The sequence below is a fragment of the Xanthobacter wiegelii genome (assembly GCF_043193855.2).
Classification (GTDB): domain Bacteria; phylum Pseudomonadota; class Alphaproteobacteria; order Rhizobiales; family Xanthobacteraceae; genus Xanthobacter; species Xanthobacter flavus_A.
In genome coordinates this window covers 4,286,772-4,302,709 of sequence record NZ_CM195529.1, presented here as the reverse complement: position 1 = coordinate 4,302,709, position 15,938 = coordinate 4,286,772, and the positions used below count along the sequence as shown (strand labels likewise).

At 68.6% G+C, this 15,938-nt stretch carries 15 protein-coding genes; 8 read left to right on the top strand and 7 right to left on the bottom strand.

Annotated features, from left to right (window positions below; genetic code table 11):
• Positions 1-5: 5 nt before the first annotated feature.
• Positions 6-986 (bottom strand): Bug family tripartite tricarboxylate transporter substrate binding protein, encoded by a 981-nt coding sequence (locus V5F63_RS20115; RefSeq protein WP_394102745.1) that lies wholly within the window; start codon positions 984-986, stop codon positions 6-8.
• A 137-nt stretch (positions 987-1,123) separates the two neighbouring features.
• Positions 1,124-2,056, bottom strand: coding sequence for a dihydrodipicolinate synthase family protein (locus V5F63_RS20110; protein ID WP_209485048.1), 933 nt, complete (start codon positions 2,054-2,056; stop codon positions 1,124-1,126).
• A gap of 169 nt (positions 2,057-2,225) precedes the next feature.
• On the opposite strand from V5F63_RS20110, the gene V5F63_RS20105 reads away from it, so the two are divergent.
• The 6 genes from V5F63_RS20105 to cydC all read left to right on the top strand — a co-directional run bounded on the left by V5F63_RS20105 (position 2,226) and on the right by cydC (position 9,245).
• Entirely contained in the window at positions 2,226-3,308 is a 1,083-nt protein-coding gene (locus tag V5F63_RS20105; protein ID WP_209485046.1) for a LacI family DNA-binding transcriptional regulator, read from the top strand.
• A gap of 308 nt (positions 3,309-3,616) precedes the next feature.
• Entirely contained in the window at positions 3,617-4,297 is a 681-nt protein-coding gene (locus V5F63_RS20100) for a CatB-related O-acetyltransferase (RefSeq protein ID WP_348634250.1), read from the top strand.
• A 74-nt stretch (positions 4,298-4,371) separates the two neighbouring features.
• Positions 4,372-4,887, top strand: a complete 516-nt coding sequence (locus V5F63_RS20095; RefSeq protein ID WP_394102746.1) for a hypothetical protein — start codon at positions 4,372-4,374, stop codon at positions 4,885-4,887.
• A 53-nt stretch (positions 4,888-4,940) separates the two neighbouring features.
• Entirely contained in the window at positions 4,941-5,585 is a 645-nt protein-coding gene (locus tag V5F63_RS20090; protein WP_394102747.1) for a DUF4202 domain-containing protein, read from the top strand.
• 100 nt (positions 5,586-5,685) lie between these two features.
• Entirely contained in the window at positions 5,686-7,470 is a 1,785-nt protein-coding gene (gene cydD, locus V5F63_RS20085; protein ID WP_394102748.1) for a thiol reductant ABC exporter subunit CydD, read from the top strand.
• The gene (gene cydC, locus V5F63_RS20080; protein ID WP_394102749.1) at positions 7,467-9,245 is read left to right on the top strand and encodes a thiol reductant ABC exporter subunit CydC; all 1,779 of its coding nucleotides are present in this window, start codon (positions 7,467-7,469) and stop codon (positions 9,243-9,245) included. Before cydD ends, cydC begins: the two co-directional genes overlap by 4 nt.
• Before the next feature lie 78 nt (positions 9,246-9,323).
• Here cydC and V5F63_RS20075 read toward each other — a convergent pair whose 3' ends face one another.
• The 5 genes from V5F63_RS20075 to V5F63_RS20055 all read right to left on the bottom strand — a co-directional run bounded on the left by V5F63_RS20075 (position 9,324) and on the right by V5F63_RS20055 (position 13,879).
• Positions 9,324-10,025, bottom strand: a complete 702-nt coding sequence (locus V5F63_RS20075; protein ID WP_394102750.1) for an ABC transporter ATP-binding protein — start codon at positions 10,023-10,025, stop codon at positions 9,324-9,326.
• Positions 10,012-10,812, bottom strand: a complete 801-nt coding sequence (locus tag V5F63_RS20070) for an ABC transporter ATP-binding protein (protein WP_394102751.1) — start codon at positions 10,810-10,812, stop codon at positions 10,012-10,014. The genes V5F63_RS20075 and V5F63_RS20070 overlap by 14 nt, the downstream gene beginning before the upstream one ends.
• Entirely contained in the window at positions 10,809-11,753 is a 945-nt protein-coding gene (locus V5F63_RS20065; RefSeq protein ID WP_394102752.1) for a branched-chain amino acid ABC transporter permease, read from the bottom strand. The genes V5F63_RS20070 and V5F63_RS20065 overlap by 4 nt, the downstream gene beginning before the upstream one ends.
• On the bottom strand, positions 11,753-12,625 hold the full coding sequence (locus tag V5F63_RS20060; protein ID WP_209485032.1) for a branched-chain amino acid ABC transporter permease: 873 nt from the start codon (positions 12,623-12,625) through the stop codon (positions 11,753-11,755). The genes V5F63_RS20065 and V5F63_RS20060 overlap by 1 nt, the downstream gene beginning before the upstream one ends.
• 69 nt (positions 12,626-12,694) lie before the next feature.
• Positions 12,695-13,879, bottom strand: coding sequence for an ABC transporter substrate-binding protein (locus tag V5F63_RS20055; protein ID WP_394027790.1), 1,185 nt, complete (start codon positions 13,877-13,879; stop codon positions 12,695-12,697).
• Between the two features lie 286 nt (positions 13,880-14,165).
• On the opposite strand from V5F63_RS20055, the gene V5F63_RS20050 reads away from it, so the two are divergent.
• Both V5F63_RS20050 and paaX read left to right on the top strand, forming a co-directional pair.
• Positions 14,166-14,903, top strand: a complete 738-nt coding sequence (locus tag V5F63_RS20050) for a TetR/AcrR family transcriptional regulator (protein ID WP_394102753.1) — start codon at positions 14,166-14,168, stop codon at positions 14,901-14,903.
• Between the two features lie 32 nt (positions 14,904-14,935).
• Positions 14,936-15,802, top strand: coding sequence for a phenylacetic acid degradation operon negative regulatory protein PaaX (gene paaX, locus V5F63_RS20045; protein ID WP_209485029.1), 867 nt, complete (start codon positions 14,936-14,938; stop codon positions 15,800-15,802).
• Positions 15,803-15,938 lie beyond the last annotated feature (136 nt).

Genomic DNA, 15,938 nt, shown 5'->3' with positions numbered 1-15,938 from the left:
CTGCGTCAGCTCGGCTCGAAATTCACCGAGGCGAGCAGTTCGGCGCCCTTCTTGAGGTAGGCGCGCTGGAAGGCGTCGAACTGCTGCGGCGTCTCGGAGATGGGCTCGATGCCGATCTTCGCGAGCTGCCCGCTCTCGGCCAGCGCACGCACGGCCTCGTTCACCGCGGTATTGAGGGTCTTCACGAGGTCCGGCGGCATGTCCTTCGGGCCCCAAACGCCGTACCAGGAGAACTGGTCGAGGCCGGGCAGGCCGCTTTCGGCCGCGGTCGGAACCTGCGGCGCGAGGCTGCTCCGCTTGCTGGAGGTGAGGGCGATGGCCTTCACATTTCCCGCCTGCGCGTAGGGCAGCAGCGCCAGCACCGGGTCGATCATCAGTTGGACGTTGCCGCCCGCCACGTCGTTGAGGCCCGGAGCGGTGCCGCGATAGGGGATGATATCGAGATTGAGGCCCGCCAGCTTGTTGAACTCGATGGTCGCGAGGTGGCCGGGCGAACCCATGGCCGCGACGGCGAGGTTCCAGTCCTGCGGGGTCTTGCGGGCGCTGGCGACGATCTCGGCGATGGTGGTCTGCGGCCGCTTGGGCGACATCACCATGATCATGGGCGCTTCGCCGGCCCGCGCGATGGGCGCGAAGTCCGCGACGGCGTCATAGGGCGGCGTCTTCATCACGCTGCCGGCCATCACATGGGTGCCGGCCGAGAAGAGGATGGTGTAGCCGTCCGGATCGGCCTTGCGCACGGCGCTGCCGCCGGTGGTGCCGTTGGCCCCGCTGCGGTTGTCGATGACGACGGTGTAGCCCTTGAGGTCCTTGAGCTTCTGTCCGATCAGGCGGGCGAACACGTCGACGCCGCCGCCGGGGGCGAACGGGACGACGAGCTTGATGGGCCGGCTGGGAAAGTCGCTCGCCGCCCTTAGGACGGTCGGGGCGAGGGCTGCGCCGAAGAGGGCAGCGGACGAGAACAGGAAGTCCCGGCGCTTGAGCATGTTTTCCTCCAGATGCCCCGGGTTGCTCCCGGTTTGTGGCTTGTTTTCAATTATGCACGCCGGATGCGCCGGCGCTCGCCATGGCCCGTCACCGGACCGCCGAAGCGGTCCGGTGCGGTTTGGTGCCCGGTGGCCGATCAGGCGGCGAGGGCGTCGGCGACCACGGTGAGGCCCGAGGCCTTCACGGCGGCGCGGATCTCGGCATCGGCGGCGTCGCCGAGGGGCTTCAGCGGCTCGCGGATGTTCACGTTGTCGATGAGGCCACGGGCGCGCAGCGCATGCTTGAGGGCGACGGTGCCCTCCATGTGCGAGCCGCGGTGATAGACGGCGCGGGTCACGGGCAGCAGCTGCTCGTGGTACTTGCGGGCGAGGGTGTAGTCCTGCGCCTTGCCGGCCTTGAGGAATTCGATGAGCAGCTCGGGCGCCATGTTGCCGTAGCCGACCAGCAGGCCGTCCACATCGAACATGGTGGGCAGCAGCCACTCGTCGTGGCAGGACATGATGGCGAGGTTCGGGAACGCCTTCTTCAGGGCGGGAATCTCGTTGTACCAGCGCTTCATGTCGCGCACGCCGTTCTTGGTGGCGGTCACGCCCGGAATGGCGGCGATCTCGAGCTGGGTGTCGAGGTCGTAATTGGCCTTCGTCACGGCCGGATACTGGAACAGGATGCACTCGAGGCCAGACTGGGCGATGGCCTTGTAGCGGTCCTGCGGGGCGCCCTTCTGGTAGCCGAAACGCAGCCAGCCGTGGTTCGGATACACGAGCGCGCCGCTCGCGCCGGCGTCGAACTTCTTCTTGGCCTCGATCTCGGCGACCTTGGTGCCTTCACCGGTGATGCCGGCGATGACCGGGAGGGGGGTGGCGTCCTTGTAGACGCGGATGAGCTCGATCTGCTCCTCGAAGGTCAGGAAGGTGCCCTCGCCGGCATGGCCGAGGATGACGAGGCTCTTCACGCCGGGAATGGCGGCCAGCCATTTGGCGAGGCGGGCGTTGCCGTCGAAGTCGACGTCGCCGTTGTCCTTGAAGAGGGTGACGGGGGCGGGGTTCAGGCCCTTCCAGTCGATAGCCATGGTTCCAGTTCCTTCCTTGGGGTCGTTCAGACCGAAAATCCGGTCCCGCTTCCTCCGACCCGCAGCTTTTGTTGGATCGTTAGCGGGAACGTTCCCATAATTGCGGTTGTCGCCTTCTCCTGTCAACCGCTAATCTGTCACCTGGCCCTGGATCGAAGGACACAAGCCGTTGAACGATGACGAACCGCACGAGCGGCAGGGGCGCGTCACCATCCTTGACGTCGCGGCGGCGGCGGGTGTGTCCAAGTCCACCGTCTCGCGCATCCTCGACGAGCGCCTGCCGCGCTCGGAGAATGCGACCGCCCGGCGGGTGCGGCAGGTGGCGGAGAGCCTCGGCTATGTGCGCGACGTCTCCGCAGCAAGCCTGCGCCGCGGCCAGACCGACACCATCGGCGTCATCGTGCCCCGGCTGACCGACACCGTGATGGCCATGCTCTACGAGGCGCTCGCCCGCGCCTGCGCCCGCACCGGACAGTTCGCCATCGTCGCCACCACCGACGACGAGCCGCGCGCCGACCGCAAGGCCGCGCAGACGCTGCTCCAGCGGGGCGTCGACGGACTTGTCCTCTCCACCGCGCGGGAAGGGGACGACTTCGCCCAGGAACTTTCAGATCGCGGCGTGCCCTATGTGCTCGCTTTGCGCAGCGACGGGCGAAGCCTGGCGTCGGTGGGCGACGACCGGCTTGGCGGATACCTCGCCACGCGGCATCTGATCGACCTCGGCCATCGCCGCATCGGCCTCATCGCCGGCCCGTCCTACGCATCCAGCAGCCAGGGGCGCGTGGAAGGCTACCGGCAGGCGCTCGCGGAGGCCGGCATCGCGGATGACCCGGTGCTCGTGGTCGAATCCACCTTTGGCATCGATTCGGGAGCGGACGCGGCCGAGCGGCTCATGAGCACGGCCGAGCCGCCCACGGCGCTCTTCGCGGTGAACGACAACACCGCCATCGGCGCCCTCTCGACGCTCGCCCGGCTCGGCCTGTCCGTGCCCGGCGATGTCTCCATCGTGGGCTATAACGACATCCCGATCGTCAGCCGCCTGCCGACCCCGCTCACCTCCGTGCGCGTGCCGTTCGACCAGATCGCCGCCGACGCGCTGGACCTTTTGACGCGCGGCCCCGCGACCAGCGCCGACCGCCTGCGCATCGCCGCGCCGACCCTCATCCCCCGCCGATCGACGGCCCCACCGGCCGCAACCCGCGCCGGTCGCCCCCGCCGCGTCGGCACGGACATTCGGCCCTCCGCCCGATAGGCGCGAGGTCGGCGGACGGTAAAGGCCGTGGCGGGCCGCCGGCTTTCGAAGTCGTGAGGTGATTCAAACTCGGGGAGACCTGGAACTTATGCTTCCACATCGCTTTCCCTCCAACTGGACCGGCCAGATCCTGATGCCGACCCATGGTCCGCAGACTTGGTTGCGTCCTCGGTCCAGTTCTCGTACTTTTGCCGTTAAGCCTTGCTCACGAGCTCGGAAAATGTGCTCTGGGAAGGAGTCCTGATGAACGACCCGGTGCCTTTTCTGTCCCGGCCCGAAGGGTGGAGCGGTCGGATGAGGGGGGCGCGGTGAACGCGGGCGTGCAAGCCAACATCGATGCATCGAGCGCACATGCGGCGTTGGCGTTTGAGCCACCCTGTCTGGTGACCAAGCACATTCGGAGCGAGTTCCCGTCCCGCTTCGGTGCCTTTTCCATGCTGCACGCAGCGGGACATGCGTGCTGGGTGGAAGTGGGCCGATATTGCTCGATCGCGCCGGGCGTCACGCTGGGCGCCAATGAGCACGATATATCCCGGCTTTCGACCAGTTCGAGTTTTGAAAATCCGACGCTTTATGGTTGGGATCGTTTTGTATCCGGCACAGATGCTCCTGAGCGGCACTGGTTTGCCAGCAGCGTGAAGCCGGTGAAGATCGGCCATGACGTCTGGATCGGGCAGGATGCCTTCGTCCGCTCCGGGGTCACCATCGGGAACGGCGCGGTGATCGGTGCGCTCTCGTGCATCACGCGCGACGTCCCGGCCTATGCCATCGTCGCAGGCAATCCGGCGCAGATCGTGCGCTATCGGTTCGATCCGGAAACGATCGTCCGCCTCGAGCGTCTGCGTTGGTGGCGCTTCTCACTGACGGATCTCGTGCGCTTCGATATCGCCAATTTGCCGGACTGCCTCGATGCCTTGGAGAGGGCCGTGGAACTCGGAACGATCGAGCCCTACGAACCCGAGTGGATTCCGGCCGCCGAGCTGGCCTGAACCGCTCCGGATCTGCCAGCGCCATTCCGCAGCGGCATATATCGCGGTGGCGGTTTACCCGGCATCATTGTGCCATGGTCGAATCCCCGTCGCCCCGTCCCGTCCGCACGCGCAATCCGCTCCTCGGGGTCCTGCGCCTCGCGTTCCGGCTGGTGGTCGGGGTTGTCATCCTGCTCGACGAGCTGGTCCGCCCGCTCTATCGCCCGCTGCTGAATTGGCTCGCCGCGCTCAAGCTGGTGCAGCGGTTCGAGGCGTGGGTCGGCCGCCTGCCGGCCTATGCGGTGCTGGTGCTCATTGTGGTGCCGTACGGCGTGGTGGAGCCGGTGAAGTTCCTCGCGCTCATTCACATCGCCAACGGCCATGTGCGCACCGGCACAGTCCTGTTCCTGCTGGCGCATCTGGTGAGCTTCGTGCTCATCGAGCGCATCTTTTCTGCCGGCAAGGCGCAGCTGATGACGGTGCGCTGGATGGCTTATGTGATCGAGACCGCCGCCTCCGTGCATCGCTCGGTGGTGGAATGGCTGAGGCTCGACGAACTGAAGCGCCGCGCGCGGGCGCTGTGGCGCTGGGCACGGCTGCGCCTGCGCTAGACACGCGCGCACCGACCGGCATGATGGCCGCCTGAAGCCCGACAGGAGCCCCGATGACGCGCGATGCGATTCCCGCCGCCTTGCTGGAGAGGGCCTACGCCGCCATCGATGCCGCCAACGCCGCCGATCCCGTTCGGGTGGATGTGGACGGCCGGAGCGTGCCGGCTGCGGTGCTCTACGGCCAGCGCATGACGCAGGCGCTGGCCCGCTTCCGGCCGGATGCCTCCGACGCGCTGAGGATCGCCGCGCGGGGCCAGCACATCGAGCGCTTCACCATCCCGCGCGAGACCTATCCGGCGGGCAAGGCCGGCTATTTCCGCTGGCGCATGGAGCTGAAGAACGTCCATGAGCGCCGCATCGCCGAGATCCTGCGCGGCCTTGGATTCGAGGCGGACTTCGCCGAGCGCGTGGGCAAGATCGTCCGCAAGGACCGGCTGAAGCAGGATCCGGACATGCAGGCCCTGGAGGACGTGGCGGTGCTCGTCTTCCTCACCCACGAACTGGATGCCTTCCTGTTGAAGCATCGCCCGGAGCCGGAGAAGGTGGCCGGCATCCTCGCCAAGACCTGGGGGAAGATGTCCGAGGAAGGCCACGCCGCAGCTCTCGCCCTCAACCTGCCGCACGAGGTGGTGGACCTGCTCCATCAAGGCCTCGCCGCGCGGGCGAACGGGGAAGACGCGGAGCAGCCCCCCGCCTAGGCTCTGCGGACTGGCGCTCCGCCTGGGCGCCTTCATCGCAGTGTGGACGGCGGGCGCGTGTGGTATCTCCCGGCTGCCTCCGGGCGGTTGCGCCCGGACCATGAACGAGGGAGGGGTCGCTATCGCCACGGACCGCAAGCGCCTCTCCGCCTTCCTGTCGGGCTTTCGCGGCACGGCGCGGGCGGACCTCGGCCGATCCCTCGCGGCATCGGCGGCGACCGGGCTCCTCATCATCGCGCAGGCCTTTCTCGTCGCCCGCATCATCGATGCCGTGCTGTTCCGCCGGGAGGCGCTCTCCGCGCACGTCTTCGAGCTTGCCGCCCTCGTTTGCGCGATCCTGCTGCGCTTCGGCGCGGTTTGGGCGAGCGAGCATTTCGGCTTCGCCGCCGCGGCGAAGGTGATGCGCGCCCTGCGCGCCCGGCTCCTCGATCGCGTGGAGGCCATCGGCCCCGTGGGCCTCGCCGAGGCGCGCACCGGCGAACTGGTGGCGGCGCTGGCGGAGGGCGTGCGCGCCGTCGAACCCTATTATTCCCGCTACATCCCGGCCTCGGTGCTGGCGGTGATGCTGCCGGTGGCGGTGCTGGTCGCGGTGTTCCCGTTCGACTGGGTGTCCGGCCTCATCCTGCTGGCGACGGCGCCCTTCATCCCGATCTTCATGATCCTCATCGGCAAGGGCACCGAGGCGCTGAACCAGAAGCAGTGGCGCCGGCTCGCCCGCATGTCCGGGCACCTGCTCGATGCGGTGCAGGGGCTTGCGACGCTGAAGGCGTTCAACGCGGCCGACCGCATGGTGGCGGAGGTGGCCGCCGTGGCCGACGACTACCGGCGCGACACGATGGCGGTGCTGCGCGTCGCTTTCCTGTCATCGGCGGTGCTGGAATTCTTTGCCACCGTCTCCATCGCCCTCATCGCCATCTTCATCGGCTTCCGCCTGCTGTGGGGCGAGATGGCCTTCTTTCCCGGCCTGTTCGTGCTGCTGCTGGCGCCGGAATTCTATGCGCCGCTGCGCGCCATGGGCACCGCCTATCACGCCCGCATGGAGGCCATCGGCGCCGCCGAGCGCCTCGTCGCGCTGGAAGAGATGCCCGCCCTCGCCGAGAGCGGTGGCTCGGCGCCAACGCCCGGACCCGAGGCCATCTCCATCCGCTTCGAGAACGTCTCCCTCACCTTCCCGGACGGGCGCGTCGCGCTGGAGGATGTGAGCTTCTCGGTTGACCCGCGCGAGACGGTGGCGCTGGTCGGGCCTTCGGGCGCCGGAAAGTCTTCCATCCTCAACCTCGTGCTCGGCTTCGTGCGCCCCACCGCCGGCCGTGTGCTGGTGAACGGCGTGCCGCTGGCGGAACTGGACATTGCTGCCGTGCGGCGCCGCATGGCCTACGTGCCCCAGCGCCCACGCCTGTTCGCCGGATCGCTCGCCGCCAACATCGCCCCCGGCGAGGCCGCGCCGGATCCCGCGCGGCTGGCCCGGGCGGTGGCCGATGCCGGCCTCGCCGATGTGGTCGCCGACTTGCCCGGTGGCCTCGCGGCATACGTGGGTGAAAGCGGAGCAGGCCTGTCAGGCGGACAGGCCCACCGCCTCGCCGTCGCCCGCGCCTTCTATCGGGCCGCTCCGCTGGTGGTGCTGGACGAGCCCACCGCCCATCTCGACCGGGAGAGCGAGGCCGCCGTGCAGGCCGCCCTGTCGCGTCTCCTCGCCGGTCGCACCGGACTCGTCGCCGCCCATCGCTTGGCGAGCGTGGCGGATGCCGACCGCATCATCGTGCTTGCGCGCGGGCGGATCGTCGCCGAGGGCACGCCGGCGGACCTCCTGCGCCATGGCGTGCGCGATGGCGATCTCGTGCCGGATTTGGCCTCCACCATCGGCGAAGCGGAGGCGGCTCGATGAAGGACGCACTGCGCCTCCTGCGCCTGATGGCGCCCCATGCCGGCTGGATGGCGCTGGCCATCCTCGTCTCCGCCCTCGCCACCCTCGCCCATATTGCGTTGATGGCCACCTCCGGCTGGTTCATCGCGGCCATGGCGCTGGCCGGCGCGACGGGGGCGAGCGTGAATTATTTCACCCCCTCGGCGGCCATCCGGGCCTATGCCGTGGTGCGCACCGTCGGGCGCTATGGCGAGCGGATCGTCGGTCATGAGGCGACGCTGAAATTCGTGGCGGCGCTGCGGCCGTGGTTCTTCGCGCGGCTCATTCCGCTCGCCCCGGCGGCGCTGGAGGACCAGAGGTCCGGCGACCTGCTCGCCCGGCTCAAGGGCGATATCGACCGGCTGGAATTCGCCTTCCTGCGCATCCTTTCGCCGGTGATCGCCGGCGTGCTGGTGCTCGGCGCGGGCCTCGCGTTCCTTGCGCTCCATGATGCGGGCATGGCGGTGGGCATCGGCACTGCCGCACTCCTCGCGGGGCTCGGCCTGCCGCTTCTCGTTCACCGGCTCGGGGCGAACGCCGCGCGGGAGGTGACGGCCGGCACGGCGCAGCTCAACGCTCTGCTGGTGGATCATATCGAGGGGCGCGCCGAACTCTCCATCTATGATCCCGACCGCCGCCATCGTACCGCGCTGGATGAGACCAGCGACACGCTCATCGCCCGTGAACACCGGCTCGCCGGCATCCTCGGTTTTGCAGGCGCGGGCGTCGGCCTGTTCGCGCAACTGTCCCTCGTGCTGGTGCTGATGATCGCCGCGCCGCGGGTGCTGGCGGGCACGCTGCCGGGGGCCGACCTGCCCATGCTGGCGCTGCTCGCCCTCTCCCTGTTCGAGGCGGTGGCGCCGCTGCCGCTCGCCTTCCAGACCTTGCCTTCGACGCTTGCCTCTGCCCGCCGCATCTTCGGCCTTATCGACCGTCCGCCGCCGGTGGAGGAGCCAGCCACGCCGCAGCCGGTGCCCGAGGCCGGGGCGCTCGCGTTCGCCCATGCGGGGCTCACCTATCCCGGCGCGACCGCCGCGGCGCTGACGGACATCAATCTGGCGCTGACCCCCGGCCGGCGGATCGGCGTGGTTGGGGCGAGCGGATCGGGCAAATCGAGCCTCGTCGCGCTGGCACTCAGGTTCCGCGCCCCGGGACCGGGCGAGGTGACCTTCGCCGGTTCGAACCTCGCCGCGTTCAATTCCGATGCCCTGCGCCGCCGCATGGCGGTGCTGGCGCAGCACGATCACCTGTTCACGGCGACCATCCGGGAGAATTTGCTGATCGCCGACCCCGATGCATCCCAAGGCAAGCTGGAGGCGGCGCTGGAGCGGGCGGGCATCCTCGCCTTCGTCGCGGCGCAGCCGGAGGGGCTCGATACCTTCCTCGGCGCCAACGGGGCGAAGGTGTCCGGCGGCGAGGCCCGGCGCCTCGGTCTGGCGCGTGCCCTTCTGAAGGACGCGCCGATCCTGATTCTCGATGAACCCACCGAGGGACTCGACGGCGAAACCGAGCGGCGGGTGCTGGACGGCCTTCTCGGCGTGGGGCGCGATCAGTCGCTCCTGTTCATCACCCACCGTCGGGCCGGCCTCGACGCGATGGACGAGATCATCGTGATGGATGGCGGCCGCATCGTCGCGCGTGGGGCACCGACCGGGATGGCGGCGCTGCTCGGCTCCGGAACGATTTCGGGCGGCATCCCGGAGGATACCGCCCGATCAGCCGGCTCCGGTCAGGGCTTGGAGCAAGCCCCACCATGATTATTTTAAGTTGCACAACCGCATAGAGCCAGTTCGTATCGACTGCGTTGATCCAGCGTCGCTACGGAAATACCGAGCCTAGATGCCCAGATAGGCCGCGCGCACCTTGGGGTCATCGAGCAGCGCGGCGCCGGTGCCTTCCATGGCGATGTGGCCGGTCTCCAGGACGTACCCCCGGTCTGCGATGGCGAGGGCGGCCGAGGCGTTCTGCTCCACCAGAAGCGTGGTGATCCCCTCGTCGCGCAGGGACGTGACGGCGGCAAGGATCTGGTCCACCAGGAGCGGCGCGAGGCCGAGGGAGGGCTCATCCAGCAGCAGCAGCTTCGGCCCCGCCATCAGCGCGCGGCCGATGGCGAGCATCTGCTGCTGTCCGCCGGACAGGCTCATGGCCGGCGTCTTCCGCCGCTCCGCCAGCACCGGAAACAGGCCGTAGACGTGATCGAGCCGCGCCTGTCGCCTGGCATCCTGCCGGCGGTAGGCGCCGAGCTTCAGATTGTCCTCGATGCTGAGCGGGCCGAACACCTGCCGCCCCTCGGGCGATTGGGAGATGCCGCGCACCACCCGCAGGTGCGGCTCCATGCGCTCGATGGCCTCGCCCTCGAAGACGATGCGCCCGCCGCGCACCGGCTGGACGCCGGAGATGGCGCGCAGCAGCGTCGTCTTGCCGGCGCCGTTGGAGCCGACGAGGGCGACGATCTCGCCGGCCTTCACCTCCAGCGACACCTCGCGCAGGGCCATGATGCGCCCGTAGGAGGAGGAGAGAGCCTCAACCGTGAGCACGATCCGCCTCCCGCGATCCGATGTCCCCAAGGTAGGCCGCGATGACCTGCGGATTCTCGCGTACCGCGCGCGGTGGCCCCTCCGCCAGCGGGCGGCCGTGGGCCAGCACCAGCACCCGATCGGAGATCTTCATCACCAGCTTCATGTCATGCTCGATCAGCACCACCGCGACGCCGCTTTTCGCGATCTCGGCGATGAGGTGGTCGATGGCTTCCGTCTCCACCGCATTGCAGCCGGCCGCCGGCTCGTCCAGCAGTAGGATCCGGGGATCGGCGGCGAGGGCGCGGGCGATTTCCAGGCGCTTCAGCGCGCCATAGGGGAGGGCGCCGGCGGGGGAATCGGCGAGGTCGGCGAGCCCCACGCGCCCCAGAAGCGCCAGCGCCTTCTCCCGCGTGATCCGGTTCTGTCGGAAGACGGAGGGCAGGCCGAGCATGTCGGCGAGGAAGGAGGTGCGCTCGGAGAGGGCGCAGCCCACCATCACATTCTCCACCGCCGTCATGCGGAAGAAGATCTGCAGGTTCTGGAAGGTCCGCGCCATGCCGCGTCCCACCCGCTGGTGGGGCGGAACGGCGGTGATGTCCGCGCCGTCGAGCCGCACGCTGCCGCGCGAGGGGCGGTAGATGCCGGTGACGAGGTTGAACAGGGTGGTCTTGCCCGCCCCGTTCGGCCCGATGATGGAGAAGACCTCGCCGGCACCCACCTTGAAGCTCACCTCATCCACGGCCTTGAGGCCACCGAAGGAGATGCCGATGCCGCTCACGTCGAGAAGGGGCGTCTGTGTGCTCACGGCAGGCGCTCCTCGATCAGCGCGCGCAGCGATGGCACGATGCCCTGGGGCAGGAAGATCATGAACACCATGATGAGGAGGCCCAGCACCGCCTGCTCGTATTCCTGGAAGGCGGTGAGCGTCTGCGGCAGCACCACCAGGAAGGCAGCGCCGAGCACGGTGCCGAACACCGAGCCGAGCCCGCCGATGATGACCATGGCGACGAACTCCACCGAATGGGAGAAGCTCGCCGCCTCCGGCGTGATGAGGCCGTTCATCGCGGCAAGCAGCCCGCCCGCCACCGCCGCATAGACCGCCGCCACCACGAAGGCAGCGAGCTTCTTGGCGGAAACATCGATGCCCGCGCCGGCCGCCGCCACCTCGCTGTCGTGCAGCGCGCGCAGCGCCCGCCCCGTGGGGCTCGCGGCGATGTTGAGGGCGATGAGCGCGCCGATGAGCAGCGCTCCGGCCGAGACCCAGTACCAGTTGAGCGCCCCAGTCACCCGCCAGCCGAACAGGGTGATGCGCGCCACGGACATGCCGTCCGGCCCGCCGGTCAGCTCGGTCTCGCTGTGGAGGATCAGGGCGACGATGACGCCGAAGCCCAGGGTGGCGATGGCGAGGTAATAGCCCTTCAGCTTCAGGATGGGTCGGCCCACCAGCCAGGCGATGACGCCCGAGAGCACCGCGCCGAGCAGAAGGCAGAGCAGCGGATCGAGCCCAAACCGCGCCGGCCCGATGGCCACCGCATAGGCGCCGATGCCGAGGAAGCCAGCATGGCCAAGGCTCACCTGTCCCGCATAGCCCATTAGGATCGTGAGGCCGAGGGCGGCGAGGGAGAATATCCACACCAGCGCGGCGACGCGCAGGTGGAAGGAGGTGGGGGCGATCATCGGCACCAGCGCCATGATGAGCGCGAGGGCAATGAGCGGGGTGAGGCGCGAGCGCAGGATGGCCTTCATCACACGCGCTCCACGGTGCGGCTGCCGAACAGGCCGCGCGGCATGAACAGGAGCACGACGAGGATCATCAGGAACGCCACCGCGTCCTTGTAGGTGGAGGAGAGGTAGCCGGCCGCGAAGGTCTCGATGAGGCCGATGAGCAGCCCGCCCACCACCGCGCCCACCGGATTGCCCATGCCGCCCAGCATCGCCGCGGCGAAGCCCTTCAGGGTGAAGAGGGTGCCGATGTCGTAGCGGGTCAAAGTGATGGGCGTCGCCACCACGCCGGCGAGCGCGCCCATGGCCGCCGAGAGGCCGAAGGCAAGGGCGAGCACGAGGGCCACATTGATGCCCACGAGCTTCGCCGCCAGCCGGTTGGCGGCGGTGGCGAGCACCGCCTTGCCCACCAAAGTGTGCTCCAGGAACAGATAGAGCGCGACCACGAGGGTGAGCGCGGTGCCCATGACCCACAGGCTCTGCGGCAGGATGGTGGCGCCGCCGACGGGAATTGGCGTGTCGCCCGAGAAGGCGGGCAGGGAGTGGAACTGCTTGTCGAAGATGATCTGCGACACGCCCTTGATGAAGATGGACGCGCCGATGGTGATCATGATGAGCGTCACCGGCGAGGCGCCGCGCGCGGGCTCGATGGCGAGCCGGTGCAGCAGCAGGCCGACCAGCACGGCGGCGACGACCGCGATCAGCGCCGCCACCGGCAGTGCGAGCCCCGCCGCCATGAGGAAGACGGTGCCCATGCCGCCGATCATGACGAAATCGCCCTGGGCGAAGTTGATCACGTCGGAGGCGTTGTAGATCAGCGTGAAGCCGAGGGCGATGAGCGCATAAATGGCGCCAACCGTCAGGCCCGAGAACGCGAGCTGGAGAAATTCGGACATGTCCTCACGCCGTCTGTGTGGCGGCGCCGGGGTGGCGCCGCCGCGGTGGGGATCGGGTGTGGGAAAAGATCAGCGGGCCGGGGCTTCGATCGCCCAGTCGCCGTTGCGGATCACCAGCATGCGGAACGAATCCGTGCCGAGGCCGAGATGGTCGGCGGGGGCGAAGGTGTAGATGCCGGTCACGCCCACATAGCCCTTGGTGGCCTCCAGCGCGTCGCGGATCTTCTTCGGGTCAGAAGACTTCGCGCTCTCGATGGCGCGGGCGACCAGCTGGATGCCGTCGTAGCCGTAGCCGCCGAAGGTGGAGACCGGCTGGCCGGTGGCCTTCTCGTAGGAGGTCTTGTACTCGGCCACCACCGGCTTCTGCGGATCGTTGGCCGCCAGCTTGTCGCCGATGAGGATGGCCGGGGCGGGCAGGCGCACGCCCTCGGCGGCGGGGCCGGCCAGCTCGATGAAGCTCTTCGAAGCGACGCCGTGGCTCTGGTAGAGCGGCAGCTTGATGCCGAGCTGGGCGTAGTTGCGCGTCACGATGGCCGGGCCCTGGCCGAAGCCGGGATTGAGCACGGCCTCGACGCCCGCGGTGTTCTTGATCTTGTTGAGCTGGGGCGTCATGTCGGAATCGGTGGCGCCGTAATTCTCGTCGGCGACGACGGCGATGCCGTACTGGCCGATCACCTTCAGGCACTGGTTGCGCATGGACTTGCCGAAGCCGTCCGTGCCCGAGATCATCCCGATCTTGGTGATGCCGCGCGCCTTCATGTCCTCGAAGATCTTCTGGCAGGCGGTCTTGTCGGTGTGCGGCGTCTTGAAGACGAAGGCGCGCACCGGCTCGATGATCTCGATGCCGCCGGCGAGCGAGACAAAGGGAATGCCAGCTTCCTCGAACACCGGGATCATGGCCATTGTGGCGCCGGTGGAGGTGCCCCCGACCATGGCGACGACCTTGTCGTCCTCCACGAGGCGGGTGGCGAAGGTGCGGGCCTTGTTGGCGTCGCCGCCGTCGTCATAGAGCACCAGCTCGACGGGCCGGCCGAGGAGGCCACCCTTCTTGTTCAGCTCGTCCACATAGAGCTTGAGCGTCTTGGCTTCCGGATCGCCAAGGAAGGCGGCCGGCCCGGTGGCGGAGACCACGGAGCCGATCTTGATGGGATCGGCGGCAAAGGCGGCGCTGGTGAGGGCGGGGCCGGCGACAAAGGTCGCGAGCATGAGGGCAGCCGCGCGCAGCATCGGCCGCAGGCGTGCGGGCGTATCCATGAAGCGTTCCTCCTAAAGGTCCATTTCGGGCCGAGGAGCGGGTTGTCCCGCCTCCGTTCGCTGGCCATTCGACCGGCGAGACCTGAACCATATAATTAACCGGCCGGATGGTCAATTGTTCGCGCGCGGTTTCCTTGCGCTCGTTCCGAGGCCCTTGCCGCCGGCGGTCCTGCGCGGGATGATTGATCGACCGGGCGGACAATATTTGATATCTGAACCCCTTTCCCAGTGATGGCGGACGATCGCAGCCGGCTTCTTGCGGCGGCGATCGAGATGGACAGGCAAGATGGCTCGCACGCGCGCACAGGATTACGAGGCCAAACGGGAGGCCATCCTCCACAAATCGGCGGAGCTGTTTGCGCAATACGGCTATTCCGGCACCTCGATCACCATGATCGCCGACGCGTGCGGGGCCTCGAAGGCGCTGCTCTACCATTACTATCCGGACAAGGAGGCGGTGCTCTTCGACATCCTCTCCACCCATCTGGAGCAATTGATCGCAGGCGCCGAGAAAGCCATCGCCGAGGCGCCGGAGGGCGGGCGCATCTACGCCATGTCCGCCTCGCTGCTCGATGCCTACAAGGACGCCGACGCCGAGCATCAGGTGCAGATCGCCAATCTCAAGCTGCTCAACGCCGAGCGGCAGGAGGGTCTGCGCGCGCTGGAGCGCCGGCTGGTCACGCTGCTCGCCGACGCCATCGCAGAGGAGGTGCCCTCCGTGGGGCGCGGGCCGATGCTGAAGCCCGTCACCATGTCCGCCTTCGGCATGCTGAACTGGCAGTATCTGTGGTTTCGCGAGGGCAAGGGCCTGACGCGCGCGGACTATGCCCGCCTTGTCACCGGCCTCATCAAGGCGGGGGCGGAAGAGGCGCTGCGCGGCCTTTCCGCGCCGGAGGCGAAGGCGGCGGATATCCGGGTCTCGGACGCCAAGCCAGCGCAGCCCCGCGCCCCGGCACGCCGGCGCGCCGCACCCGCCGCCGCCGAGGCGCCCCGTGCCGCCACGGCGCGGCGACCGGCGGAATAGGATCGCGGCGGAAAACCCTTTAAGGAACGGCCATGTCGCGCCGCGCCCTCGACCTCATCCTCGATCATGTCCGCGCCGAACCCTCGCGCACCTGGTCCATCATCGTCACCATCTATGGCGACGCCATCGTGCCGCGCGGCGGCTCGGTGTGGCTCGGCACGCTGCTCGCCTTCTTCCGCGGGCTCGATGTGGCCGACGGGGTGGTGCGCACCGCCATGTCGCGGCTCGCGGCGGACGGCTGGCTGATGCGCACCCGGGTGGGCCGCAACAGCTTCTACCGCCTCGCCGAAAAGGGCAGCGACACCTTCGCCCGCGCCACCGAGCACATCTACCGCCACCGCCCGCCCGAGTGGCATGGGCATTTCGACATGCTGCTCATCGAGACCGGCGCCCGCGAGGGGGCGCGCGCGGCGCTGGAGGCGGCCGGATTCGGCATGCCGCTGCCCGGCGTCTTCGTGGCGCCGGCCGGCACCGGTGTTCCGGAGGAGGCGGCCTCCGCATTGCGGCTCGATGTCTCCGGAAGCGCGGAAGAACAGCGCGCGCTCGCCGCCCGTGCGTGGCCGCTTGAGCAGACAGCCGAGGCCTATCGCCATTTCATCGCGACCTTCGAGCCGCTGGCGGCGGAACTTCAGGCCGGCGCCGGATTGACCGACCTGGAGGCGATGGTCGCGCGCGTGCTGCTCATCCACGATTACCGGCGCATTGTACTGCGCGATCCCATCCTGCCGCCCGCCATCCTGCCGCAGGACTGGCCCGGTCTTGCCGCCCGTGCGGTATGCGCCGACATCTATGGCCGGCTGGTGGATGGCTCCGAGCGCTGGCTCAATGAGAACGCCGTGGGCGAGGACGGCGCGCCGCTGCCTGCGGATCCAAAAATCTCCAACCGTTTCAAGGCATAAGGCCCATACTCTGCCGCGCGGCGATCTCGCCTGTTCGGAAATGTTACGAGAATAACTTGCAATACGATTTTTTGTAATATATAAACGTTCGCAAGGTGCCGGACTGTGGGCAGCACGCTGCCCGGAAGAGCCGGCG